Below are 25,223 nucleotides of genomic sequence, written 5' to 3'. Positions count from 1 at the left end.
GAGAGCCCGTCGGTGGCTCGGGGTACGGCGGCGCTACCTTGTGACAGCGGAGCGAGCGATGCGAGGAGGGCGAGGGACGGAACGCTGACGGTACGACACATCATGTTGGCGAGCAGCCTTCATGATCATCGTCCAACCGGTCAACGATCTTCGTGCGATCTCGCCCAACCGTGCCTCGTCGGACCCGACGGTGTCACGTCATGCAACTCGTGCTCAGTTGGGCCCAATCGTGCCCAATCATCCCTACCCCGGACACACCGGCTCCGCACCCTCGCAGTTGCTGATCCACGCCCGCGGATCCGTACAAGGCCCTCGCTCGATCATGCCGTCGGCGTTGGTGAAGTTCACGTCCATCGGCTCGTCGGGGTCGCAGCCAAAGAAGAAGCTCGGGCCCTGCAGCTGGCAGTGCAACGAAGGGGCGTCGTAGGCGGCCGAGTCGACCACATAGGCATCACGACCCGAAGACGCCATGATCCGGCGCACCGCCCGGGTCTCGCCGGTGACGTCGTTGGTCGACTTCACGTCGAGCTCGAGCCGCACTGCGTTGCCGTTGGCCAGCTGGTCCAGGTAGCACTGCAGCTGCTCCTCGGTCGGATCGGTGTCGGCGTTCAGCGGCTCGCACGGCGTGGCCAGGCCGCAGCTCCCCAGCACCTCCGAGAACCGGTCGAACGGGCAATCGCCGGACCCCGTGCACGCGCAGGCGCACGCACCCTCGTCCGCATCGTCGCACCCCACCCAGCGGTCGGCGGTGAACGTGCTCACCCCCGCGCAGCCATCGTCACCGCTGCAGTCGAACGCCGGGTCGTCCACGAAGATCGGCCCATCCGGGGTGTCGAGCAGCGCCGCGCCCGGCTGACCCGACCCGCCCGCGCGGATGCAAGCCACGTACTTCTGGCTCGAGCGCTCGCACGAGCGCGAGTTGACCACGCGATAGGCCTGCACCGCGATCGGGCACTCGCTGGGGCACTCCACCTGCCCGGGGCTCGAGCCCTCCACCACCGAGCCGCACGCGCCTCGCTCACCGGTCAGGATCAGCGGCGTCTCGGGCTCGGCACAGGCCGCAACACACAGGAACGCGAGGGGAACCAGCGAGCGCATCATGGCGATCGATGGTCCGCCGCGGCGCGACGTCACGCAAGGGCCACGGACCCCTCGGACCTCCCCGCAGCGTCGGAAATCCCACGGCCGGCGCTACGGGGGTGGGCTCCGCTACCGGGCCTACGCTCCCCCAGGGCCGGCTCGCCCGCCCGAGACTCCACCGACCGGCCCGACCTACGGCGGGAAGGGATCGTCGTTGCAGGAGATCGAGAACGCGTTGAGGTCGTCGATGAACCACCCGCGCTCGAAGCTACAGCAGCTGTCGCCCGTGATGTAGGAGAGGCGCAGCCGCCCCGTCATCCCGGCCCAGGCCGAGGTGTCGATCTGGATCGGATCCCAGTCGGTGCCCAGCCGGCCGTCGTCCTCGTACTCGCAAAACGGCATGCCGGCCGGCAAGGTCGTGCAGTTGACCAGCGTGGTCCAGGAGGCGCCGTCGTCGACCGTCAGCTCGATGATCTTGTTGTCGTAGAAGCCGCCGCCCTCGTCCACGTGCCACGACAGGAAGGTGAGCATCGCGGGCACCACCCCGTCGCCGGTCTGCACGCTCGACGACTCGGACTCCGCACCGGGATACGGCGGGTTGCGGTTGCCGTCGGTGCCGTAGACCGGGGCGTTGGGGAACGGCACCGGGCCTGCCGCTTGGTTCTGCGGCGCCGCGTCGTAGAGGCCCCAGTCGGCCGTGCCCACCGTCGCGCTCACCGTCCACTCCGCCACCGAGCTCGGATCGTTGAAGTCGCCGAAGTCCGAGAAGCTCAGGCAGTCGATGCACTGGCCCGCCTGACAGAACGCACACACCCCGCCGCCCGGGCAGTCCCCGCACAGGGCAAGGCCCGTGGGCTGCACGTTGTCCCGGCAGTAGCCCACCCCATCGCAGGTGTCCGCGCCGTTGCAGTCGTTGTCGAACGCGTCCCCGCAGGCGGTGTCGGCCGGCATCGGCTGCAGCGCGCACTCACCCGAGGGCGCGCACAGCCCCGTGCCGCACTGCCCCGTCACGTCGGCGCAGTCGCTGTTGTCCTGGCAGCGGCACTCGGTGGCCACGTTGAGCGAGTCGATGAACCAGCCCTTCTCGAACCCGCAGCAGCCGTCGCCCGAGTCGTAGCCGAACTCGACGATGCCCTCCTGGCCCCACAACCCCATGGGCACGGGGATCTGCACCAGGTCGAACACGGCCGGATCCTGATCCATCGACGGCTGACACATCGCCCAGCTCGGATCCACCGCGCAGTCGACCAGCGTGTCCCACGTGGTGCCGCCATCGACCGAGACCCGCACCGTCTTGTTGTCGGACAGCCCACCGCCCTCGTCGACGTTCCACGACAGGAACGCGATCATCTCGGGCAGCGGGAACGGCCGCGTGCGTGCATACGAGACCTCGACCTCGCCCCCGGGGTAGGGCTGAACCCGGTTGCCGTCCGTGCCCATCACCTGGCCGATGAAGTTGGTGGGCCCATCGATCTGGCTGCTCGGCGACTGGCGGTACAGGCCCCAGCTCCCCGTCAGCTCCCAGCCCTCGAGCGACTTGGGCGTGATGAAGTTGTTGGTCGGCGCGAACACGTTGCACTCGCCGCACGCGCCCGCCGAGCAGTTGCACTGGCCCGTGGCGCAGGTGCTGCACGCCAGGCCATCCTCCACGTCGTTGGCCGCGCACACGCCGTCGCCGTCGCAGGAATCGGGAGCCGTACACTCGTCGGCCGTCGCGCTGCCGCAAGGAGTGCCGAATTCGACGGGCTGCGCCACGCACATCCCGTCCTCGCCGCACACGCCCTCCTCGCACTCGCCCTGGGCCACGTCGGTGCACTCCTCGTCCGACGTACACGGCAGCGGTCCCGTGGTGGTGGTGTCTTCCGCCGTCGTCCCCGTCGCGGGATCCGGCTCGCCCGACGTTCCGCTGTCGAGTCCGCTGCAATCACAGGGGCCAAAGGCCGATCCGTCCACCTGGCAGACCTGCGTCCCTTCACCACCGGGGCACGGGCAGGTCTGGGTCTGTCCCGGGGCACACGTCGCCTCCGTGTCCGAGGTCGAGCCCGACGTACCCGGATCGGTGTCACTGGGGACGATCGGATCTCCCGGGCACGCAGTGAGAAGGGCGCCACCCGCCAATGCGAGGGCCGATCGGAGGAACACCTTGGGGCAAGCCATCGCATCGATCCTAACGAGATCGGCTTCGCAGCCACAATCGAGATCGTCTGATCGCGCAGCCGCCGCTACACCGCAACCGGGCGGCGGGCCCTTGCCCACGCCGGTCGGGTGGCCAGGCCCCGCGCGCTCGTCCGGACGCAGGTGGGCTGGTAGGCTGCGCCCCGGTGCCCTGGTTGCTCGCATTCCTGCCTGGCGAGGTGGCCCTGCCCATCGAGCAGCTGCGACAGGCCGTGCCGGGCCTGGCCGGCATCTCCGGTCTGCTCCTGTTCCCCATGCTCGGGGCATGGATGCGACTGCTGCTCGAGGCCATGGAGTGGGGGCGCCCGAGCATCAATCGTCAGCAGCGGATCTCCGGGGTCGGTGTGCTCCGAGCCATGGGGGCCACGACGTTGTTCCTGTTCTTCTCGTTCACGGCGGTGCGGGCCGCGGGTGAGCTACGCTCGATCCAGGCCGAGGCTCCGGTCATCAGCAGCTCGCTCCAGGGGATGGGGGTCGGCATCGCCTTCTGGGCCATCTATGCCCTCGGCTTGTCGGCCCTGAGGGCCGACGCCCGGCGGCGTCGCACCGAGCGGCGCATGGGCGGGGTGCTTCGCTAGGCCGACGACCCCGTGCGCCTTTGCGAGCCCGCTCGATCCCGTACCGACAGGTGGGTCGATCGCCTGAAATCCCGGCATTCCTTCGTGGCGCAAACGATGCGTCCCATTGCGACTGCACCGCGGTATCATCGTGACGATTGGGCAACCTACCTCACGAGATCGACACGTTCGACGCCACCGCGTCGGACGCGGGACCCGTGCTGGGGGAGCTCTTCGGGGGCCGCTATCGCATCGACCGCTGTCTGGGACGCGGCGCCATGGGCACGGTCTACGCCGCGCACGACTCGGTCGTGAACGAGGACATCGCGCTCAAGCTGCTCTCGCTGCCCGACGGCGAGTCGACCGAGCGCTTTGCACGCGAGGTGCGTCTCGCTCGGCGAGTCACCCACCGCAACGCGGCCCGCACCTTCGACCTCGGTGAATTCGAGGGAGTGCACTTCATCACCATGGAGCTGGTCGGCGGCGACAGTCTCCGCGTGCGACTGGCCAAGCAGGGACGGCTCCCGCCCGACGAGGTCATCGAGCTGGGACGGCAGGTCTGCCTCGGCCTGCAAGCCGCCCACGAGGTGGGCGTGATCCACCGCGATCTCAAGCCAGCGAACGTCATCGTCGACGACACCGGACGCGTGGTGATCACCGACTTCGGCGTGGCCTGCACCGTGCTGGAAGAAGCGGAGGTGCTCGGGAGCCGTCAGCCGCTGGCCGGCACCATCATGTACATGTCGCCCGAGCAGGTGGTCGGGGCGCCCATCGATCATCGCGCCGACCTCTACTCGCTGGGCATCCTGCTCTACGAGCTGCTGACCGGGAAGTCGGCCTTCCAGGGCTCGAGCCGCACCGAGATCGCCATGGCTCGGCTCACGCGGGTGCCCGACCCTCGCGAGCACGTACCGACGCCCGACCAGCTCGCCGCGCTCGTGGTCCGCTGCCTGTCCCAGTCCATCGACGAGCGGCCCCCGAGCGCCGCCACCATTGCCCAGGAGCTGGCCGCGATGGGCACGGTCGAGACGCGACCGGACGAGTCCTGGCCCAACTCGCCGATGGTGGCGAACGCGGCTTCGAGCATGATCGGATCGCTGGGTGCATCGGTCGTCGGCACCAATGCGTTCTTCTCGACCTCCCCCGGCGGACGGGCGCTGGCGGTCATGCCGTTTCGCTACCGCGGGCCCGACGACGACGCCTACCTCGCCGAGGTCCTCACCGACGAGCTGGTCGATCTGCTGGCCATGACCAAGGGGCTGCGCGTCTCCGGGAGCGGCGCCACCAGCCAGCTGCATCGCGAGCGCGACGCTCGGACCGTGGGTCGTGCGCTCGGCGTCGACGCGATCATCGATGGCTCGGTCCAGTGTGCCGGCACCACGGTTCGCATCGTGGCGCGACTCATCGACGTCGAGACCGGATTCCAGAGCTGGAGCGAGCGCTTCGAGGGCGAGCTCCAGGACGTGTTCGAGCTCCAGGACCGCATGGCCAAGCGGGTGGCCGAGGGCCTGCGGGTCGAGCTCTCGGTGAGCAACGAGCGCGGGCGGGTTCCAGGCGCGGCCGTCGAGCTGTACCTCCGCGGCCGCCAGCGCCTTCGCGTGGCCGACATCAGCGGCCAGAACCTCGAGGAGGCGATCGCCCTGTTCGAGCAGGCGCTCGAGCGCGCGCCCACCTTCGCGCTCGCGCTCGCGGCTCGGGCCGACGCCGCGGTGCAGCGCTGGTTCCTGCCGTCGGCTCGTACCGAGGTCGACTGGGGCGAGGTCTCGCGCGCGGCCGTGCTGGCTGCCCTCTCCGGCGCTCCCGAGCTGGCCGAGAGCCATCTGGCCGCGGCGCGCCTGCACGTGAGCCACGGCGAGTTCGCGGCCGCCGCTCGGCAGCTCAACGCGGCCCTCGAGGCCGCACCCACCTGCGCCGCCGCCCACGAGTACCTGGGACTCTTGCAGTGCGACGCCGGGCGCTCGGCCGAGGGGGTGCGGCACATCCAATTGGCCCACGAGCTCGATCCCACCCTGCACCAGGCCAACTTCTCCGTGCTGCGGCACTACGCCCTGCGCGGCGACCGGGCGGCCTACGAGGCCGAGCTGTCTCGCCTCGCACGCTCGCCCGTCGACATCCCGTTCGCCCGGGCGCTGTTCGAGTTTCGCATCTCCGTGTGGCACGGCGAGATCGAGCGCGCGCGCAAGCTCAAGTGGAGGACCGAAGGAGCACAAGCCGCGATTGCCACCTTGCTGCGCGACGCGCTCGAGCCCGAGCACTCCGACGACGAGCTGAGCCAGCGCTTCGACCAGGTCGCCGTGCGCCAGTCGAGCCCCCGGTTCCGGACCGCGCTGCGGCAGTTCGCGGTGGAGCTGCTCTCCTGGCGAGGGGCACGCGAGCTGGCGATGCGTCAGCTCGCCATGGCCGACGCGGGCGGAGTGCTGGTCGACGCCGATTGGTTCGAGTCCTGCCCCGCCATCGTGCCGCTGCGCAACCACCCCGAGTTCCAGGCGATCCAGGAGCGGGTGCGCGAGCGGGCCGACGCGATCTGGCGCACCGCCAGGGACTGAGGCCCTACGCCCTCACGGCGTAGGGCTGCTCGCGGGCTCAGAGCACCTCGAGGAACGCGATCAAGTCCTCGCGCTGGTTGTTGGTGAGGTGGATCGGGAACCGCATTCCGTCCTTGCTGTCGTTGTAGTCGTCGGAGAGGAAGTAATCCACGACGTCCTCGATGGTGGCGGCCGAGTTGTCGTGGAAGTAGGGCGCGTTGGCGGCGAGGTTGCGCAGCTGCGGCACCTTGAAGCGACCGATGTCCTCGCTGCGACCGGTGGAGGCGGCCAGCCCGATGTCGAACTGCACCTCGTGGAGGTCGATCGAGCCGTCCTCGTTGGCCAGCGGGACCACGACCGACTGGTACACGCCCCCGCCCATGTGCCGGGTGAACCGCAGCCCGTGCGCGTTGCGCTCGGACACGCCCACGTTGAAGTTGCGGCCGACCGAGGGCCCCATGGGGACGAAGTCCTCGGGCCGCTCACCGTTGCCGAGCCCCTCCACGTTGCTGAGGTTGTTGAACACGTTGGGCGTGTTGTGACACGAGCGGAAGCAGTGGTCCTCGAACACCTTGCGGCCCTTGTTGCGCTTGTGCAGCAGCTGCGCCGACGGGCCGTCGGCCTGCAGATCCACGGTGAGGAACGGCTCCTCCACCAGCGCGTCATGGTCGGGATGGCCGGGGTCGCGCAGCGCCAGCAGCTGAGGATCGGACACGATCCCGAACAGGAACGCCTCGAGGTCGTCGAAGTCGCTGCGACGGGCTCGGATGAGATCGTCGAAGCGCTCGTCGGTGTTCTGGGTGTGGGAGAACACCGCGCCGCGGTCGGTCTCGAACATCACCCGACCGCGGCCATCGGTGAGGAAGCCGTGGGCGAAGCCGATGTTGGTCAGCCCCGGGGACTTGCGCCAGCCGAATACCTGCCGGTAGGGGTCTTCGATGTCGCGGGCCGGGTTGAAGCGATTGAAGCGATACTTGAACAGGCCGTGCTGGTCGAGGTTGGTCATCGCATCGGGATCGCCCCCGGCGTCGGCATCGATGCCGGTGAACAGCGTGTCGGTGGGAGGGATGTGCCCCGACAGCGGCAGCGGACCCAGACCGAAGGCCTCGTTGGGGCCGCGGTGGCAGGTGAAGCAGGTACGCCCGTTGGAGACCACCGTGCCCCCGTAGGTCAGAGACTCCCCCTCGAACAGGGCCTCGGTGACATCCTCGTTCACTCCGTCGGCCGCGAGCCCGAACACGGCCTGGCCGTGAGCCGCGTCGGCTCCGGGGGCCAGGGTGTCGAAGCGAACGGCGTCGACCATGTGGAGCTGGTCGGTGCCGGTGTTCATCGTGATCGGCTTGTGCTTGGGGCCCCCGTGGGGTCCACCGCCCGGGCCACCGTGGGGTCCACCACCCGGGCCACCGCCGGGTCCGCCGCCCGGTCCTCCGCCCGGGCCCCCACCCGGGCCTCCCTTGCGGAATTCGAGGTCGTTGTCGTCGAAGTCATCGGGCCCGTCGACGTCATCGCAAGCGCCGAGCGACAGGGCCAGGGTCAGGGCGGGCAGGAGGGCATGGAAGGTCGTCTTCATGGTCGTTGCTCCTTTCTCGTGTCCTCGTGATCGCCTAGAGGCAGAAGTTGATCCCCGGAGCGTGCATGGGTTCGAAGGTCTGCTCGCACAGTCCGGCGCCTTGCCACGGGCGGATGGGCGGGGCCACCCCCATCAGCGCCGCGTCGAGGTCGAGCTTCCAGCCGTCGGGGAGGCCGCCACCCACCGCGGTGGAGTTCTGGTGGCTGCCCATGAAGGTCACCCGCGGGGGCTCGGTGTGATACTCGGGCGGCTCCACCGTCACGTCGAACAGCATCGTTCCGCGCAGCCAGTCCGACCACGGCCGGGCTTCGTCGGCCGGACGGGGATCGGTCAGGTACGGTCGCAGGGTCGAGAGATCGAGCCGGTCGGGATTGGCGAAGCACAAGTTGTGCGGGGGGAACGTGATGTAGAAGTGTGCGAGATCGGGGCGATCGCCGCGGGTCATCGCCTCGTAGGAGTAGGTGAAGGTCTCGTCCACATCGCCGTCCTCGTCGGGCTGAAAGAACGGGGTGGGCACCAGGTAGAGCGTGGGAAACGAGATCGCGATGGCAGGAGGCGGGACCTCGAAGTCGTACTCGCTGCCGAGCAGGTCGAGCGTGACGGGGTCGTAATAGAACATCAGCATCGGTCCCGACGCGCTGATGAGCCACAATTGATAGCGACCGTCGATCACGTCCTCGACCTGCGGATTGAACTGATTGGGAAAGAAGTCGACACCAGCGGTTCGGTAGAGGTTGGGGTGGGGCTCGAGCGCGCCCTTGCCCTTGATCTCGACCGTGAGCTCGTCGTCGTCGGCATCCCACGACAGGGTCATGTCGAGCGGGGCAGAGCAGTCGGGCGTGGCGATGACACTCAGCTCGAAGGGCACCGTGGCCCCGCGATAGAGCGGCAAGAACAGCTCGCCGTGCTCGAGATCGCCCGTGGAGTAGGGTCCATCGGGCTTCTTCTTCTTGGCCTCGGCGGGTGCGCTACCGAGCAGCGCGAACGTGCCGAGGACTGCGAGAATGGTGGCGGGGAGGGAGGGGCGGAGACGAGGGCGACGTGTTGGCATGGGCACGGGGACTCCATCCGCCCGACGGTCCTGTCGGGCGGGGGCGGTGGTGGCGAGAGGGAGGACGAGGGGGGTGGCCCAAACACGGACCACCCAATGGGGTGGCTCGGATTCGAGCCTTCCCAAGGGCAATGAGCACCGTCTGGAGGTCGCCGAGCGGGGCACTCTCGACGCCTCGGAGGGGAGACGGGGCTAGCAATTGAACTGTGCGGGATGTGAGAAAAAAATGTAGGCGAAATAGTTCAAGCGCCGATCTTTTCGGTCACATGTATGCACACCCGGGGAGACGCGGCTCCCGCTGTGTGTCGGTGACGATCTCGGACTACCGAGGCGGGGTCGATCGACGATCGAATGGATCGTGCAGGACGACGTCGAGCGAGCCACGCGTCAATGTGCGCGCTGCCCCCGAAATTATTACGGTGAACGCGAACCGTCCTCGGAGCCGGCGTTGCTCGGGGTCCCATGTGTCGATCGTCAAGTGATCCTCGGCCCCGACCCCGTCGTCGACCCGACCCGAGCTACGCACTCCGCTCGGGTCGATATAGGTGGCCGACACCCCTTGCTCGCCCAGGTGAAGCTCGAGCGGCAGGGCCGCTCGATCGAGGTCGACTCCTCCGAGCTTGAGGATCAGCGTCTCGGACGAACCCTCGGCGCTGGCAATGATGGCGACGCTTGGTGGCGCACTCAGACGATTGATGGTGGCGTGCCCGGGATCTCGGACCGTGAGGTGCCGATCTTGGCCGTCGAGTTCGAAGGCGATCTCGTCGAGCGCCCTGGCGGGTGGCTCGCCCTCGTCGGGCTTCGCCTTGGCCTCGGGGACGAGTTCCACTTTGGGACTCACCTCCGACGCCGGGCTCGCGGGCCCTACGTCTCGAGCCCGAGCATCGGGATCTTCTTGCTGCCCACAAGCGATCGGGCCCGAGAACATCCAAGACACGAGCACGACGAAGGCTCTGCGAGACACGGATCCGACGGTAGCGCACCCCCCGGCTCCACGCTTGGAAACGAAGCGCGCCCGTTGCGGGCGCTCGTCGGACGCCGAGCCCCACCATCGACGAGGTGGGGCCCGGGTCTTCGCGGTGTCCGTTCACGGTCCTGCCATGACGGTCCACCCAGGGAATCCCCGACGGACTTGGAAGAGCTTCGTCCCAACACGGGACACATTCCCCTCGAGTCCCATTTTGGCGAGAGAAATTCGGGTGACGTAGCCCGGATGTCTGTCAGTTTCTTCGGATGCACTGGCGATCGCACGGCCCCCCGCGAAGCCCCTCTTCTGCACACGGTGCTCAACTTCCCCACCTCCAGCTACGCATCGAGAGCCTCCGCGCCCGACTGCACGGCACCCAGGAGCTGGCCGATCTCTACGACTACTACGACGAGCACGTGGCGCGTGAGCCCGAGCTGTTCGATTGCAGCGAGACCCGCGAGCACGATGGTCTGCTCTCGGTCGCGACTCGGCTCTCGGCCCGACTGCACTCGGGGTTCGAGCCGACCAACCACGCGCTGTTCGAGGTGCACGGCGCTGGCTTCTGGCACGGAGTGATCAGCGGCAAGCTCACCGATGGCGCGGGCAACCGCAAGTCTGGGCTGGCGTGCTTCTTCTATGACGAGCGCACCGGCAAGGGTCTGGTGGCAGTATGCGCTCCGCTCGACCCCGGCGGTGAGATCGAGCTGTCGCGCTTCTCCTATGTGATGGCGCGCAGCGACGAGCGTCGCGGGCGCGACGAGTCGACGATCGTGGCCAAGGCGCATCGAGTCGGCTCCGGACCGGTCCCGGTCGCGGCCCTTTGATCGAGTCGCTCGCTCGGCGACGCGAGCGAGCGGTCGGAGATGCGCGCGTGCTGCGGAGCTCGTCGGGGCCTCGCGTGGGCCGCGATCGGCCTCGGCGGTGACCGTGGGAACGCACTCGGATCGGCCCGCCGACGGGCCATCGAGGGCAAGAGGTGGCCAGCCGGTGAGACGCAGTGGCCGACCCGTTGGCCAGCGTGGCTCGACGGTTGGCCACCATGCTCGAGCGTTCGAATGCCGTGCACACAGCGGGTGACGATGCCGACGCAGCGGTCACGTTGGTCGCCATGAGCACCCCCCAAGCCACCGAGACCGAGCCCACCACCGGCTCGCTTCCTCCTCCCGAGCTGCTCGCCGCGATCGAGACGATCCGCGAGCGCATCCCCACCGTCACCGAGTTCTCCGACCTGTTCGAGGTGTTCGACGAGCAGGTGGTGCGGTCACCGGCGCTGTGGTCGAGCAGCGAGCGTCGTCGGCACGACGTGCTGCACGCGATCGTCCACCAGGTCGCGCCGCAGCTCCGACCCGGCTTCGTGCCGCTGTTCGACTCGTTCTTCGAGATCCGCGGCACCGACTTCTGGCACGGCGCGGTCACGGGGTCCAACGGCCTGGCGTGCGTGTTCTACGACGAGCGCTCGCGCATGGGCATGATGGCGATGTGCAACCCGTTCGACGGCACGGGCATGACCCACTTCGTGCGGATCACCCGCGTGCTGACCACCGCGCTCGATGGAGACGAAGCGCGGTTGCCCAATTAGCTCGGCCCGCTCGCTCGCTCGACACTGGAGGCGTCAGCGCCCGGTGAACCGCGCCTTGCGGCGCTCCACGAACGACCGCACGCCCTCGGCGAAGTCCTCGCTGTGGGCGATGCGGCGCAGCTGGGCGGGGAAGTCGGCCACGGCGGCGGCTTCTCCCGCCTCGGCGTAGCGCAGGGCCGAGGCCCGCGTCTCGAGCACGGCGACCGGGCTCTGCTCGGCGATCTCCTGTGCGAGCTCCAGGGCGCGCGCATGGACCTCGTCTGCGGGCCGCAGCTCCTGAACGAGTCCCATGCGCAGCGCCTCGTGGCCGTCGAATTCGCCGCCGGTGAGCAGCCAGCGCATGGCGTTGCCCCAGCCCGCCCGCTCGACCATGCGCATGGTGGCACCGCCGAACGGCATCAGGCCGCGCTTGACCTCGAGCTGGGCGAAGCGGGTGTCGGGCGCGGCGATCACCACGTCGGCCGCCAGCATCAGCTCGATGCCGATGGTGAAGCAGATCCCGTGGACCGCCGCCACCACCGGCTTGCGCCGCAGCGGAGGCAGCAGCCCCAGCGGATCGACGAGGCCCTCGGGAACGAAGCGATCGGTGATGGTGAAGCGGTCGAGCTGCAGCCCGGCCGTGAAGCACGGGCCCTCGGCTCGCAGCACCGCGCACCACAGCGAGTCGGTCTCCTCGTAGGTCGTGTACGCCTCCGCCAGCTGGAGGATCATCTCCGGCGTGAAGCCGTTGCGCTTGGCGGGACGGTCGATGGTGATCGTCAGCACGTGATCGTACACGCGCGTCACGATGCGGCCTTCGGAGGGCGCGGCGTCGGTCATCGACGGCAGGATAGCCCGGTCGGGTCGCGGTGCGCTCCTGCTAGTCGAGCGTCCGGTACATCCACACGGTGGGCAGCTCCACGCCAAACCCCACCTTCTGGTAGGCGCGGCGGGCGGGGGCGTGGCTCGGATCGCCGCCGGTGCCGACGAAGGCCACCCGCATGCCCGCCTCCCTCATGCGCGCGATGGCATGCTCGTACATCTGCGTTCCGATCCCGTGGCCGGCGTGATCGGGGAGCACTGCGTTGAGCCCGAGCTCGCCCACCTTGGTCTCGTGGTCGAAGCGGATCGACACGAAGCCGACCACCCGCTGCTCGTGCTCGGCGGCGTAGACCTCCCACCCGGAGTCGGGCGCGAGCAGCGAGGCGAGCAGCTCGCCCTGGGCTGCATCGTCGCGGGCCTGTGCACGCCCGTAGATCTCGTCGCCCATGATCGAGCGGAACGACTCGAACACCGGCGCGAACGCGGCCTCGCGGATCTCCTCGAGGCGTGGCAGCAGCTCGGGCGTCGCGCGCTTGATGTTCAACGGTGCTGGCATGAGAGGTCTCCGCGCGCCGCGAGGCTCCGTCGAGCCCCGCGGCGCGGCCCGGGGGCTACGGGCAGATGTGCTGCCCGAAGTCGGCGAAGGTGTTCTGCGGGAAGCTGGCCCACTCGAGCGAGGGATCGAACACGTCGAACCCGTTGGCGTCGCCCGTGGCCACCGTGCAGCTGCGGCGGAGGGTCTCGTCCTGCGTGCCCACCCCGCCCACCAGCCACTCGGCGCCGGGGTCGAAGCCGATCTGCCCGATCACGTCGAGGGTGACGCCACTGCACGCGAGCTCGATGGCGTCGTCGCCGTTGTAGAACGTGCCGGCTGCGAGCACGTCGCAATTCATGGGAGCGAACACGGCCGCGTCGATGCTGTCGTCGCAGACCACCAGCACGTCGTCGGCCGCCAGCATGCCGCCCAGCGGGATCGTGGTGGTGGCCGCCATCGCACCGTTGAAGTAGAACCGGATCTCGCACGAGGTGAGATCGGCGGCGACGCCCGACGGGTTGTAGACCTCGAGCGCCTTGTTGTTGCTGCTGCCCTCGGCGTACTCGCTGAAGAACATCGGCGGCGGAGGAGCGCCGGGCTGCGAGGTCATCTGGCCGGCGTTGGCGGGCTGATAGCCGTCGGAGTTGCCGGCGGGCTGCCCATCGCAGTAGGTGAAGGTCGCGCCGCCGTCGCCGCTGAAGCGGAACGCGAAGTCGTAGGAGCCCGGCGGGCTGGGGACCGACAGGACCGCATGGTACTCGTCGTTGTTGGCCTCGTAGCCGGGCGAGGCGGGGCCGTAGCCGGCATTGGGGACGCCGGCCGTCCACACCCAGCCCGGATCGATCGCGGGGTCGGTGCCGTCGGGGCCATGGCCCACGTAGCCGATCACCTCCGGCGCGGGATCGTTGACCCCCGAGATGTCGGTGAGTCCCCCGATGAAGACGCGGCCGAACACGTCCACGTCGGTGCCCTCGGGCTCGTCGACGAGGGTGGGGAATTGCAGGCGGCAGAAGTCGATGGGGTAGCTCGCCGGACCCATGCAGACGGGATTGGCCGTGCCCGGGGTGCCGAAGTCGCCGTTGTAGCTCTGCGAGCCCGCGCACCAGTTGGTGCCGTCGTCGTTGAGCACGGCGTCGTACGAGGAGGGGTCGAGGCTCATGCTCTGCCCGTTGGGATCGGGGAACGTCGCGCCGTCGTCGTAGCTCACCTCGTCCACGATCACCCCGCCGCAGGTGAGCCGCACCGTGTCGGACGTGTTGGTGAGGTTGTACTGCATGGGCGGCCACTGATAGTCGGCGACGAAGCCCTGGTCGACCATCGACTGCACCGCGAAGGTGCGATACTCCATGGGTCCGATCGTGAGATCCACGTCGATGGTGAAGCCGAGATCGGCCGCGCCCTCGAACGTGCAGGTGCCCAGCTGGAAGACGGTCCCCATGGTGGGATTGAAGACCTCGAACCACTCGCCGTCGGCGTCGAGCAGCACCTGGGGGTTTTGCATGATCTCGGTGATGATCACCTCGCCGGCGACGGGCCAGGGCAGGTTGGTGCAGCCGGTGGTGTCGTAGCCGCAGGCCATGTCGCAGCCCAGGGCGCCGCCGGTGAAGCCCATGCCCAGGTCGGCGCAGCCCATGCCGCCCAGATCGGCGCCGTCGCAGGACTCGCCGGCGTCGACGACCCCGTTGCCGCAGGCATTGCAGCTCGTGGTGTCGAAGGTGCAATCGGCGGCGCAGGCCAGGGTGCCGTCGACGAAGCCCACGCTGGCGCAGTCGTTGCCGCCCAGATCGGCGCCGTCGCAATCCTCGCCCGCGTCGATCATGTCGTTGCCGCAGGCCAGGCAGGCCGAGGTGTCGAAGGTGCAGTCGGCGGCGCAGGCCAGCTCGCCGCCGGTGAAGCCCATGCCCAGGGTCACGCAGTTGTAGCCGGCCAGATCGGTGCCGTCGCACTGCTCGCCCGGGTCTTGGTCGTCGTTGCCGCAGACCCCACCGGTGGTCTCGCCCGAGGAGGAGCTGCTGCCGCTGTCGGAGCTCGAGGAGCTGCCGCTGTCGGAGCTCGAGGAGCTGTCGCTCTCGGAGCCCGTACTGTCGACGCCGGTGGTCGCGTCGGTGGTGCTCGAGTCGGCCGTCGTGGTCGTCATGGTGGTGGGGGTGACGGTGACGGTGCCGGTGGTCGACTCGTCGCCGGTCGACGAGTCATCGACGACGGGGACTTCGGGGACGTCGGTACACGCGAGCAGGGGGCAGGTGGCGAGCAGGAAGCAGAGCTTGACGCGATCCATCCGTAGGGCCTTCCGTATGGGCTCGGTCATTACCCGTCGCCTGCGGTGGGAGCAAGCGCTTCTCGGCGCGCGCGGGGATCGTTCACACGTTCGTCACGCAGCCCACCGAGGGTGGAGATCTGCCGCGTGCCGCGTGTGGGATTGCACGTGATCAGGAGGCGACCCGTGGCTCGCCGCTCAGGGCGGGGCTCCGCCGTCGAGGTGATCCACCACCCAGGAGATCGACCAGTTGTGACCCAGGCGATGTCCTCGGTACGTCTCGGGCAGGCGAGTGACCTCGCCGGGGAGATCGACGATCTGAGGATCGGTGTCGAGATCGTCGAAGGCGCCGTCGAGCTGCTGTTGGGTACGCCACTGCCGCAGGGTCACCGGGGCATCGGCGGGTGGGGCCTTCGCCCCGTCGTAGCTGCACGCGCCAGACATCCCGGGATGCCCGGCCAGGGGCGAGGCCACCAGATCCACCAGCAGCGGAACCTTGCCGTGGTAGCGCGAGGCCATCAGCGCGGTGATCACCCCGCCGTAGCTGTGGGCGACCAGCTGCACCGACTCGATCGAGGGCTGCGCGGCGAGCAGCTCGTCGAGCGCCCTGCCGAGGGCCTCGGCCATGGGCTCGGGGCACTGGGTGTAGTCCCAGCGATGGAAGAAGGTACGGGCTCGGCCGTCCTTGCCGAGGGTCTTGAGCGGGTAGACCCACTCGTAGCCCTCGCTGTCGTACCCGTGGACGCCGATCACCGCCTTGGTGGGGGGCGGCGTGGTGGTGTCGAGCCGGTGCAGGCCCAGGGCCGAGGACATGAGGCGCTTGCCCGAGGCCTTGGCGCCGTCGCCATCCTGCAGCGTCTCGAGCGTGAGCGGCTCGGACGAGGTGGCGGGGTCGTCGCTCGTGGACCGGCAGCTCGGGAGCGAGAGGCCCAGGCCGACGACGAGGAGCCAGCGCGCAGCAAGGGCGAGGGGACGAGGGACGCGGCTCGGCATGGACGCGACGATACCGCGGTCATGGCTCGCCCGTGGGGTCGAGTTGGCTTGCCGCGGGCCGCCGGCTCGCCGACGATGGCCGCGGTGCCCCCGACCGTGCCAGACTTGCCCGCGCTGCCCGAGCGCTTCACCGAGGTGGAGCTGCTGGGCCGCGGTGCACAGGCGATCACGGTGGCGGCCCACGACACCGCGCTCGAGCGGTGGGTGGCCATCAAGGTGCTGGATCTGGGGCGGATCTCCGACTGGAAGGTCCATGAACGCTTCGAGCGCGAGCGGGCGGTGCTCGAGTCGCTGCGGCACCCTGGAATTCCGGCGTATCTGGGGCATCTGCGCGACGAGGAGCGAGGCCAGTCGCTGTTGGTGCTCGAGCTGGTCGAAGGCCGCACGCTGGCCGAGGACCTGGCGTCGGGGCGTCGTCGATCCGAGGCGGAGCTGCTCGAGTTGCTGATGCAATTGCTCGACGTGCTCGAGTACCTGCACGGGCTGCATCCGCCGGTGATCCACCGCGACATCAAGCCCGGCAACGTGATCGTGCGACCCGACGGGCGGGCGGTGCTGGTCGACTTTGGCGGGGTGACCAAGGCGTTTCGGCCCACGGGCGAGTCGAGCGTGGGAACCTTTGGCTACATGGCGCCCGAGCAGCTCCATGGCCGCTCCACGCCGGCGTCCGACCTCCACGCGCTGGCGGCCACGCTGGCGGCGCTGGCCGCGGGCGAGGACGCCGACGCCCTGCCGCGCAAGGGGCTCGAGGTGGATCTCGGCGCCGTCATGGCACCGGGTCGGCTACGCACCGTGCTCCAGGCGATGCTTCGGGCCGACCCCGACCAACGGCTGGGATCGGTCGCAGAGGTTCGCGCTCGACTGGCTCGGGGCGAGCCGCAATCGGATCGCGAGTCCCTGGCGCTCGAGCCGTCGCAGGCGCGGACCATGCGGCCGGCAAACGAGGGCCCAGGCTCCGTGGCCGCGGTGTGGCAGGGGCTCACGCAACGGCAGCGCATCGGGATGCTGGCGTACTTCTGGGTGTCGATCGGGCTGTGCGTGGTCACCCGGGCCTTCATCCTGTTGGTGTTGCTGTTGGTGTCGATTCCGGTGCTGGTCGGCACGCTCTACTGGTTTGGCCGTGACCGCAAGACGGACGAGGAGTGATCTCCCCGACGAAGCGGATCCGATCGCCGGTCGCTCACGAGCGGACGCGTCGTCGGTGCTTGACATGCCCGCGTGAGCCTTTGATGCTCCCGCCAGAAGGGGTTGGACTAATGTCTCATCTACGTGTCTCGTCGCGGCTGCTCGCGCCGCTCGCCGGTCTCGTGCTCGCGAGTGGTTGTCCCGATCCCGATCCGGTTCCGGTCGACACCGATACCGAGACGGAGTCCACCACCATGGGCCCGGTCACCGTCACCGCCGACGGGACCACGACCAGTGGCGTCGACACCACCATGGGAGGGACGACGCTCGACACCACGGCGACCGCCACCATGGGCGACACGGACACGGACACCGATACGGGGGAGCCGCCGCCGCCTCCCGGCGAGACGATCGTCTGCGACAACGTGATCGACCCCGCCCCGGCAGGGCAGGTGTGCGCGGTGACTCCGGGCAGCTCCACGCTGCTGCTGCAGGGCACGGTGCTCGCGGGCTTCGACGTCTACGAGAACGGCACGGTGCTCGTGGACACCTCCGACCCCGGAAATCCCAACGGGCGCATCACCTGCGTGGGCTGCGATTGCGGAGCCGAGCCCGAGGCTTCCACCGCCACCGTGGTGGCCTGCGAGCAGGGGGTGATCTCGCCCGGGCTCATCAATCCACACGACCACATCACCTTCACCCTGTCGCAGCCGGTGCCGCATGGCATCGAGCGCTACGACCATCGCCACGAGTGGCGCCTGGGTCTGAACGGTGCAACCGAGCTCGACACCTTCCCGGGCTCCAACAGCTCGCGCGAGGGGGTGCTCTACGGTGAGCTGCGCATGCTCCTGGGGGGTGCCACCAGCATCAGCGGCTCGGTGGGCGGGGCCTCGGCGCAGGGGCTGCTGCGCAACCTCGACCGGGTCGAGCTCACCGAGGGGCTCTCCGGGGTCGACGTCAACTACCGCACGTTCCCGCTGGGCGACAGCAACGGCACGATGCTGGACGCCGGCTGCGACTACCCGTTCATCGATGGCACGGGCAACCTGCTGGCCGACGTGTACATGCCGCACATCGCCGAGGGCATCACCCACGAGGCGCGCAACGAGTTCCTGTGCCTTTCGGGGGCGGCCGGCGGCAACGACCTCATGGAGGGCAACACCTCGGTGATCCACGGCATCGGCATGCGCGCCATCGACATCGATCTGATGGGCGACGAGGGCGCGATGCTGGTGTGGTCGCCGCGCTCCAACGTGGACCTCTACGGCATCACGGCCGAGCTGACCACCTATCGCAACCTGGGCGTGCGCATGGCCCTGGGCACCGACTGGACCGCGAGCGGCTCGATGAACGTGCTGCGCGAGCTGGCGTGCGCCGACTCGTTCAACCAGGACCACCTGGGCGGAGCGTTCTCCGATCTCGAGCTGTGGCTGATGTCGACCTACTGGGCCGCGGTCTCGCAGGGGGCCGACGATCAGATCGGCCTCATCAAGGCGGGCCATGTGGCCGACCTGGCGATCTTCGACGGCTCGGGGCTCGCGGCGGGTGACACGGCCTACCGGGCGATCATCGGGGCCAACGTGGAGGACGTGGCGCTGGTGCTGCGCGGTGGCCGTCCGCTGCACGGCGATGCGAGCGTGATCGAGGGGCTGGTCGACCCGGTCGACGTGGGCGGTTGCGAGACCCTCGACGTGTGCGGGGTGGACAAGCGGCTGTGCGCCGGGCTCGATGCGGGGCTCACCAGCGCCCAGATCACCGGGGCGGTCAACGGGGCCTCGTATCCGCTGTTCTTCTGCGGCGATCCCGACGACGAGCCCTCGTGCGATCCGGCGCGGCCCGACGAGTTCCCCAACCGCGGCGGGGCGGGCGATCCCGACGGCGATGGCCTGAGCGACTCCGAGGACAACTGCCCCGGCGTGTTCAACCCGGTGCGTCCGCTCGACAATGGCGTCCAGGCCGATTCCGACGCCGATGGTCTGGGTGATGCCTGCGACCGGTGCCCGCTGGCGCCGGGTGAGGGCTGTGCCGTCCCCGACGTGTTCGACCAGGACGGCGACGGCGTGGTCGATCCCGCCGACAACTGCCCGTACGTGGCCAACGGCGATCAGGCCGATGCCGACGCCGACGGGGTCGGCGATGCCTGCGACGTGTGCCCCATGGTGGCCAATCCGGGCGGCACGGCGTGCCCGGTGAGCGTCTACGACATCAAGGACGGCACGATCACCCCGGGCGAGACGGTGGTGGTGGAGGACGTGGTGGTCACCGCGTCGTCCGCCGCGGCCCCCGGCTTCTTCGTGCAGGTGCACCCCGACGACGCCGGCTACCAGGGCGTCGAGTGGAGCGGGCTCTACGTCTACGTGGGCGCGGGCTTCAAGCCGGCCGTCGGTGATCGCGTCGACGTCTCGGGCATCGTCAACGACTACTTCGGGCAGATCCAGCTCGATGGCTCGGGGTCGCCTCCGGCCACGGTCCTCAGCGGCGGCAACCCGCTCCCCGAGCCCGAGATCACCACCCCCGCCGACGTGGTGGAGGGTGGGCCGCTCCAGGCCGAGCTCGATGCGGTGCTGGTGATGGTGCCCGGTGCGGTCGTCACCAACCCCGCGCCGCCGGCGGGTCCGGGCGACATGGGGGGGTGCGAGTTCGAGGTTGCCGGTGGCCTGCGGGTCAACGACTTCTTCTACTGCGTCAGCCCCTACCCGCTGATGGGACAGACCTACACGCAGATCACCGGCGTGCTGCGCTGGGCCAACCAGTACACCAAGCTCGAGCCGCGCGAGCTGTTCGACTACCCGCCCAGCCTGGTGAGCCTGGGGCAGTCCGATGCATATCTGCTGGTGGGGTCGATCGCCGCGCCCACCATCCCGCCGCTCCTGGTCCAGCTCTCGGCGCCGGTGCTCGCCGACACCCCGGTGGCCCTCGGCTACGGCGACCCCGGCATCGTGAGCGGTCCGGCGCAGGTGATCGTGCCCATGGGGCTCGACAGCGCTCCGGTGCTGCTCGACGGCGTGTCGCTGGGCACCGCCGACGTCACCGCGAGCCTCGATGGGGTGATGCTCGTGGCCTCGGTGCAGGTCTACGACGATGCCCAGGCGCGCGTGCCCACGCTCAGCCCCAGTGCGCTGGCGGTGCCGCTCTCCGACATGGCCGATCTCACCGTGACCCTGAACCTTCCGGCGCCCGCCGGGGGGCAGGTGGTCGATCTGTCGATCGCTCCGGGGGCATGCGCCAGCGTGCCGGCCAACGTGGTCGTGCCGGCCAGCATGCTGTCGGCCACGTTCACGGTGACCACCGGGGCGTGCGAGGGCGACGAGACCGTCACCGCTGCCATCGGCCCCGCCACCAGCGATGCCGTGGTCTCGGTGATCGACTCCCCGGTCTTCCCCAACCTGATCCTGGCCGAGGTCTACTACAACCACACGGGGACCGACGATCAGTTCGAGTGGGTGAAGATCTACAATGGTACCGGCGCCGCGGTGAACCTGGCCGGGCACAGCCTCGGCTGGGGCGGCTCGAACTATATCTACGGCACGCTGAATCTGGCCGGGACGATCGACCCGGGTGAGTGCTTCGTGGTCGGTGGGCCCATGGGCAACGCCGACAGCGGCTTCCCGGGCGCTGCCATGTTCGACCAAGCCACCGACTTCAATCCCGACATCCAGAACTCGGGGGCCACCGCCGACGGGGTGGCGCTGTTCGACGTCCCGGCGGCCATGGTCGGAGCGGCCACGGTGCCGATCGACGCGGTGGTCTACGGCACCAACAACACCAACGGGCTGATCGACGAGACCGGCATGGCGGCGGCGGTCGACGTGGAGAATGCCCCGGCGGCCGACTCGATCCGCCGCCAGGCCGACGGGACGTGGGCGTTCGAGGCCAACCCGGCGCCGCTGGCCTGCGTGCCGTTCCCGTGAGTCGGCGCCCCGCAGGGCGCCAGCGGGCGACCGGCCGCGCTTCGATGGCGGCCGGTCGGGTTCGCTCGGCCTCGGGCGAAGAAGTGGATCAGATGCACTCGTCGGAGGGCAGGGCCGATTCCCACATGCAGATGTCGCCCCACGCGGCCGAGCAGACCATCCCGTCGGGGCAGACCTCGCCGCCTCCGCACGGCAGTACGCAGCGGTCGTTCTCCGTCCCCGGGCCCTGGTCGAGGCAGATGGGCGCGGCCGTGCCCGTGGCCGGCGCGGGGCAGTCGGCATCCACGGCGCAGTTGTCGACGCAGAAGCACTGCTGGATGCAGTCGAGTGCGCTGGAGAGGCCGAAGATGCCGATGCCGGTGCAGAAGTTTTCGTTGTTGACCGAGCACCACGCATAGGCGCCGTCGTCGATGCCCGGCGGCGGGCAGAACGAGGGCTCGGCACAGGGATGCGCCTCGGGCAGGGCACACTTGCCGATGTGCTCCTGGCTGGGCAGCGCCTGGCCGGGGATGAACAGGGGCACGCAGACGTGGGCGGGGTCGCTGCACACGGCGGCGGGATCGTCGAGGTCGCACAGCTCGGTGCAGCAGGCGGGGTCGAGGCAGCCCGGTCCGAGGTCCTCTTGCTCGGTGCACATCAAGCCCTGGGCACAGTCCGAGACGTCGAAGCAGGGGTCGCCGAGCCCGGCGGGGCCCAGCTCCCACTGGCACGAGAACGCGACCTGTCCAAAGCTCCCGTCGAGCACGCAGTCTCCCAGGGTCTCGGGGCAGTCGGGGGCGAGCGGATCACAGGTGGGGACGCACCACGCGGCCGCGCACGAGCCACACGTCTGACACACCTGATCACCGGGGCACTCGTCGTTCGCGTCGCAGAGGTCGAGGCACGTGCCGCCGTCGTCGTAGAAGGGCAGGCAGGCGGCGCCACCGGGGCAGTCGTCGGTGCACGTGGCGATGTCGTTGGTGCAGTTGGCGTAGAGCTCGGCGGGGCTCTCGTCGACCGGGGCACAGATGGTGGCATCGGGCTCGACGAGGTCGCCCTCGGCGTCCCACAAGATGCACTTGAATCCCTGCGGGCAGTCCTGCTCCTGAAGGCTGCACTGGTTGTCGGTGGGTGGGCACTCGAAGGAAGGCGGCGGCGGTCCGGTGGTGTCGCCGCTCGACTCGGAGCCCTCGCTCGTCGAGCCCGTCGTGGTCTCGTCGCCCGCCGTCGTGGAGGTGTCGCCGGGAGGGCTCGAGGTCATCGAGACCATCGAGGTCGAGGAGCCCGTCGATCCATCCTCCGTATCCGCGGGAGGGTCGGGCTCGGCGGGGCAACCGAGAAGAAGGAATGAAAGTATTGCTGTGCCAGAGGGGCTTCTGAGCATGAGCAATGGTAGCTTACGTGTGTTTTGCTGGGAAACCAATTCGTCAACAAGACCAACATGAGATCGCGTAACTTGCGCAATGGGACCACGGGCTCACAGTGCGCCCACGGCCACTTCGAGCTCGCGGTCGTCCCCTCGGTGCACGAAGCGGGCGCGGTAGCGCTGCCCGTGCTCGTCGGCGAAGTACACCACCGTCTGCCCCTCGGTGATGGCGAGCTTCTCGTGCTCGGTGTCGGCGACCCCGATGAGCTCGCGCTCGGAGACCTTGGTGTCCTCCGCGAGCCCCGGGTCGTCGAAGAAGCCCGGGATCGGGTGCGCGTAGGCGGTGCCCTGCGGCAGATCGGACGGCGCCACGAAGAACACGTAGGGCACCCCGTCCTCGCCGCGTCGGTAGTAGAAGTCGATGCCCACGTTGTCGTCGTAGACGTTGCCGAGCAGGTAGTCGGAGATCTCGGTGCTCTGCTGCTGGAGGAATGGGCGCACGGCGTCGGCGGCCTCGGTGCCCGTCAGTCCCACGTCGACCCCCTGCAGGGTGAAGGCCACGTCGGCGCCGCCCTCGGGCAGCGAGGTGTAGGGCGTGTGGTGCAGGGCCACCTGCGCGACCTCGAGCACCGTCTCCCACAGGAACTGGTCCTTGGGCGGGTTCCCCATGTCGAGGAACACGTCGTACTCGAGCCAGCCCGGTGGGTTCCCGTTGTGGCCGATCTCGATGCTGGCGGTGCCGATCGCATACGTCTGCGAGAACACGCGGTCCTCGTAGTCCTCGTAGGCGGCCGCAGCGATCAGCACCTCGGTGGTCCAGGGCTCCATGGCCCAGACCGTGCCGTTGTGGAGCGGAGCGCCGGGGAGGTTGGTCTTGCAGGCCTGGGCACCCACGCACGAGCCCACGAAGTCGTCGTGCTCGTGCACGCGGATCCGCAGGTCGATCTGGAGCTCCTCCACCAGGCCCTCCACCCGAAATGCAGCGGGATCGGCGAAGTCGAAGTGCAGCGCGGCGCCGTCGGGCCCCTCGAGGGTGGTCGCATAGGTCTTGCCCACGCCGTCGACGTCGACGCCATCGCGCAGGCGCAGGTTGGACTCGGCCACCGCGACCATCTTGAACCCGGGACCGAACACCTCGCCGTGCATGGGCGCGCTCGGATCCACGATGCCCGGGTGCGCCCCCGCGGGCCCGAGGCGGGCGCTGAGGGTCGCCATGTCGGAGAGCGCATCCTCGAGGGTGATGGGCAGGGTGCCGTCGGGCAGCGCGGCGGGGTGGGTCTTGACGAAGTACTCGCGGAAGGCGGTGACCAGCGCGTCGTTGGACACCACCGTCTGGGTGCGAGGGACCCCCAGCGCATCCGAGAGCACGGTGCCGTAGCTGCCGATGAGCAGCGGCATGGAGTCGGCCAGCTCGGCGAGGCCCTCGCTGGTGGTGCCCTCCACCACCACGTTGGCGGGAGTCATGGTGAGCAGGCGGACCATCGCGTACTCGCTGCTCGACCGCCACGTGCCGTCGCTGCCCTTGTAGGTCTGGCCGAGCGGGGTGAGCGAGCAATCGTGTCCGGGGTCGTCGGAGTCTTGCTGCCAGGCGGTGCCGCACGAGTCGCGCACCGCCAGCAAGGCATCGGCCAGCATCGGGGTGGGGTCGAGCTGGAGCAGGGTGATGTCGGCGGCCCGGTCGCCGAACAGCTCGACGACCTCGGCGCGATCCATCTCGAGCGAGAGCGGCGGGGGCGTGGCGTCGTCGAGGCGGAGGGTGAAGGTCTGCTCTTCCGTGGGGGTCGCGTCGGCGTCGAGGTCGTCCTCGTCGTCCTGGCCGCCGAAGCCGAGCCCCGGACCGCGGGCATTGGTGTCGGCACCCACGCTGCACGCGGCCAGGCCGGCCAGGCCGAGCAGGCCGAGCAGCGCAGCCAGGGTGACGCGCGTGCCTGGGCAAGCTGCTTGGGCAATTCGCCCAGCGCGCGCGGTCGATCGGGTCCAGGACCTTCGTGGATGGCGGTGGGAGAGCGTCATGGAGAGCCCACCGGAAGGTGTTGCAGCATTGGTGCCATCCGGCGCCTGGGTCTCCGAACGGGTGTACGACGCGGGCGGCACGTTGGTCGCCGAACGATGCGTAGCGCCGTTCGTCACCGAAGATTGCGTGTTGCTCGACGGGGCGTGCCCGTGAAGTCGCTTTCAGCGAGCGAGGACCTGGTCGAGGCTCGTGGCCGTGAGCATGCGCTCGGCCCAAGCATCGAGCTGCTCGGGTGCCGCGGTGGAGATCTGGGCTCGCAGCCCCTGAGGTAGGGGTCCGAAACGAAGCCCGAGCAGCTTGAGAAGGAGCCGTGCCTCGCCTTCGGCTCGGCCCTCGGCTCGGCCCTCCGCTCGGGTGGCTGCGAGGTCGATCTGATAGAGCTTGAGCGCGTCGGCACGCTCACGAGCTCGGCGGTAGGTCTCGTGGTCTTGGGAGAGGATGTCGAGCGTCTGCGTGGCAAGGGCCATGATGGGGGTCTCCGAGGCGAGGAGGTCGAGCGCGTCGTCACTCTTGGCGGTGAAGAAGCGAGCCCAGCGTTGTACGGAAGCAGCATAGTCGTCGATGGGTGGTGGCGATAGTGAGCCGAGCTGAAGAAGGTGGATGGAGAGCTGGTCCCCGAGGGGCCAGTGAGAACTGCGCTCACGAAACTCGAAGATGGAGTGGAGGCGATCGATCTCGGGAAAGATAGGCCATCCGGGGAGGAAGGTGGCCAATGGGTTGGCCACTTCGGGGCCCAGA

The 25,223-nt window shown here is 69.3% G+C and carries 18 protein-coding genes; 6 read left to right on the top strand and 12 right to left on the bottom strand.

The features are described from left to right. Window positions 1-243: 243 nt before the first annotated feature. Both OEB96_RS37235 and OEB96_RS37230 read right to left on the bottom strand, forming a co-directional pair. Entirely contained in the window at window positions 244-1,101 is an 858-nt protein-coding gene (locus OEB96_RS37235; RefSeq protein ID WP_266221645.1) for a hypothetical protein, read from the bottom strand. A 171-nt stretch (window positions 1,102-1,272) separates the two neighbouring features. Continuing rightward, window positions 1,273-3,237, bottom strand: a complete 1,965-nt coding sequence (locus OEB96_RS37230; protein ID WP_266221644.1) for a hypothetical protein — start codon at window positions 3,235-3,237, stop codon at window positions 1,273-1,275. A gap of 164 nt (window positions 3,238-3,401) precedes the next feature. Between OEB96_RS37230 and OEB96_RS37225 the strand changes: the two genes are divergently transcribed. After that, window positions 3,402-3,833, top strand: coding sequence for a hypothetical protein (locus tag OEB96_RS37225; protein ID WP_266221643.1), 432 nt, complete (start codon window positions 3,402-3,404; stop codon window positions 3,831-3,833). 137 nt (window positions 3,834-3,970) lie between these two features. After that, the gene (locus OEB96_RS37220; protein WP_266221642.1) at window positions 3,971-6,358 is read left to right on the top strand and encodes a serine/threonine-protein kinase; all 2,388 of its coding nucleotides are present in this window, start codon (window positions 3,971-3,973) and stop codon (window positions 6,356-6,358) included. A 37-nt stretch (window positions 6,359-6,395) separates the two neighbouring features. Here OEB96_RS37220 and OEB96_RS37215 read toward each other — a convergent pair whose 3' ends face one another. The 3 genes from OEB96_RS37215 to OEB96_RS37205 all read right to left on the bottom strand — a co-directional run bounded on the left by OEB96_RS37215 (window position 6,396) and on the right by OEB96_RS37205 (window position 9,787). Next, window positions 6,396-7,907 carry a hypothetical protein gene (locus tag OEB96_RS37215; protein ID WP_266221641.1) on the bottom strand — a complete coding sequence of 504 codons (1,512 nt, stop codon included), beginning with the start codon at window positions 7,905-7,907 and terminating at the stop codon, window positions 6,396-6,398. A gap of 34 nt (window positions 7,908-7,941) precedes the next feature. Then, a complete protein-coding gene (locus OEB96_RS37210) occupies window positions 7,942-8,958 on the bottom strand; it encodes a hypothetical protein (RefSeq protein ID WP_266221640.1) in 1,017 nt (338 codons plus the stop codon). Window positions 8,959-9,280: 322 nt separating this feature from the next. Continuing rightward, on the bottom strand, window positions 9,281-9,787 hold the full coding sequence (locus tag OEB96_RS37205; protein WP_266221639.1) for a hypothetical protein: 507 nt from the start codon (window positions 9,785-9,787) through the stop codon (window positions 9,281-9,283). A 404-nt stretch (window positions 9,788-10,191) separates the two neighbouring features. On the opposite strand from OEB96_RS37205, the gene OEB96_RS37200 reads away from it, so the two are divergent. Continuing rightward, window positions 10,192-10,749, top strand: a complete 558-nt coding sequence (locus tag OEB96_RS37200) for a hypothetical protein (protein WP_266221638.1) — start codon at window positions 10,192-10,194, stop codon at window positions 10,747-10,749. Between the two features lie 284 nt (window positions 10,750-11,033). After that, window positions 11,034-11,504, top strand: a complete 471-nt coding sequence (locus OEB96_RS37195) for a hypothetical protein (RefSeq protein ID WP_266221637.1) — start codon at window positions 11,034-11,036, stop codon at window positions 11,502-11,504. A gap of 33 nt (window positions 11,505-11,537) precedes the next feature. Here OEB96_RS37195 and OEB96_RS37190 read toward each other — a convergent pair whose 3' ends face one another. The 4 genes from OEB96_RS37190 to OEB96_RS37175 form a co-directional block, all read right to left on the bottom strand. Beyond that, the gene (locus tag OEB96_RS37190; protein WP_266221636.1) at window positions 11,538-12,323 is read right to left on the bottom strand and encodes a crotonase/enoyl-CoA hydratase family protein; all 786 of its coding nucleotides are present in this window, start codon (window positions 12,321-12,323) and stop codon (window positions 11,538-11,540) included. Between the two features lie 40 nt (window positions 12,324-12,363). Continuing rightward, complete coding sequence (locus OEB96_RS37185; RefSeq protein WP_266221635.1) at window positions 12,364-12,861, bottom strand: GNAT family N-acetyltransferase; 498 nt, start codon at window positions 12,859-12,861, stop codon at window positions 12,364-12,366. Window positions 12,862-12,916: 55 nt separating this feature from the next. After that, window positions 12,917-15,118 (bottom strand): lamin tail domain-containing protein, encoded by a 2,202-nt coding sequence (locus tag OEB96_RS37180; protein ID WP_266221634.1) that lies wholly within the window; start codon window positions 15,116-15,118, stop codon window positions 12,917-12,919. A 177-nt stretch (window positions 15,119-15,295) separates the two neighbouring features. Beyond that, the gene (locus tag OEB96_RS37175) at window positions 15,296-16,090 is read right to left on the bottom strand and encodes an alpha/beta fold hydrolase (RefSeq protein ID WP_266221633.1); all 795 of its coding nucleotides are present in this window, start codon (window positions 16,088-16,090) and stop codon (window positions 15,296-15,298) included. A 21-nt stretch (window positions 16,091-16,111) separates the two neighbouring features. Here OEB96_RS37175 and OEB96_RS37170 point away from each other — a divergent pair, with 21 nt between their 5' ends. Further along, window positions 16,112-17,236 carry a serine/threonine-protein kinase gene (locus OEB96_RS37170; protein ID WP_266221632.1) on the top strand — a complete coding sequence of 375 codons (1,125 nt, stop codon included), beginning with the start codon at window positions 16,112-16,114 and terminating at the stop codon, window positions 17,234-17,236. A 110-nt stretch (window positions 17,237-17,346) separates the two neighbouring features. After that, on the top strand, window positions 17,347-21,126 hold the full coding sequence (locus OEB96_RS37165) for a lamin tail domain-containing protein (protein WP_266221631.1): 3,780 nt from the start codon (window positions 17,347-17,349) through the stop codon (window positions 21,124-21,126). 88 nt (window positions 21,127-21,214) lie between these two features. Here OEB96_RS37165 and OEB96_RS37160 read toward each other — a convergent pair whose 3' ends face one another. From OEB96_RS37160 to OEB96_RS37150, 3 genes are all read right to left on the bottom strand, one after another. Beyond that, window positions 21,215-22,366, bottom strand: coding sequence for a hypothetical protein (locus tag OEB96_RS37160; RefSeq protein WP_266221630.1), 1,152 nt, complete (start codon window positions 22,364-22,366; stop codon window positions 21,215-21,217). A 216-nt stretch (window positions 22,367-22,582) separates the two neighbouring features. Continuing rightward, window positions 22,583-24,484, bottom strand: coding sequence for a hypothetical protein (locus tag OEB96_RS37155; RefSeq protein WP_266221629.1), 1,902 nt, complete (start codon window positions 24,482-24,484; stop codon window positions 22,583-22,585). A 162-nt stretch (window positions 24,485-24,646) separates the two neighbouring features. Then, window positions 24,647-25,198 carry a DUF4351 domain-containing protein gene (locus tag OEB96_RS37150; RefSeq protein WP_266221628.1) on the bottom strand — a complete coding sequence of 184 codons (552 nt, stop codon included), beginning with the start codon at window positions 25,196-25,198 and terminating at the stop codon, window positions 24,647-24,649. Window positions 25,199-25,223 lie beyond the last annotated feature (25 nt).

Source organism: Paraliomyxa miuraensis (assembly GCF_026337845.1).
GTDB lineage: Bacteria > Myxococcota_A > Polyangia > Nannocystales > Nannocystaceae > Paraliomyxa > Paraliomyxa miuraensis.
This window is presented reverse-complemented; position numbering and strand designations above follow the sequence as displayed.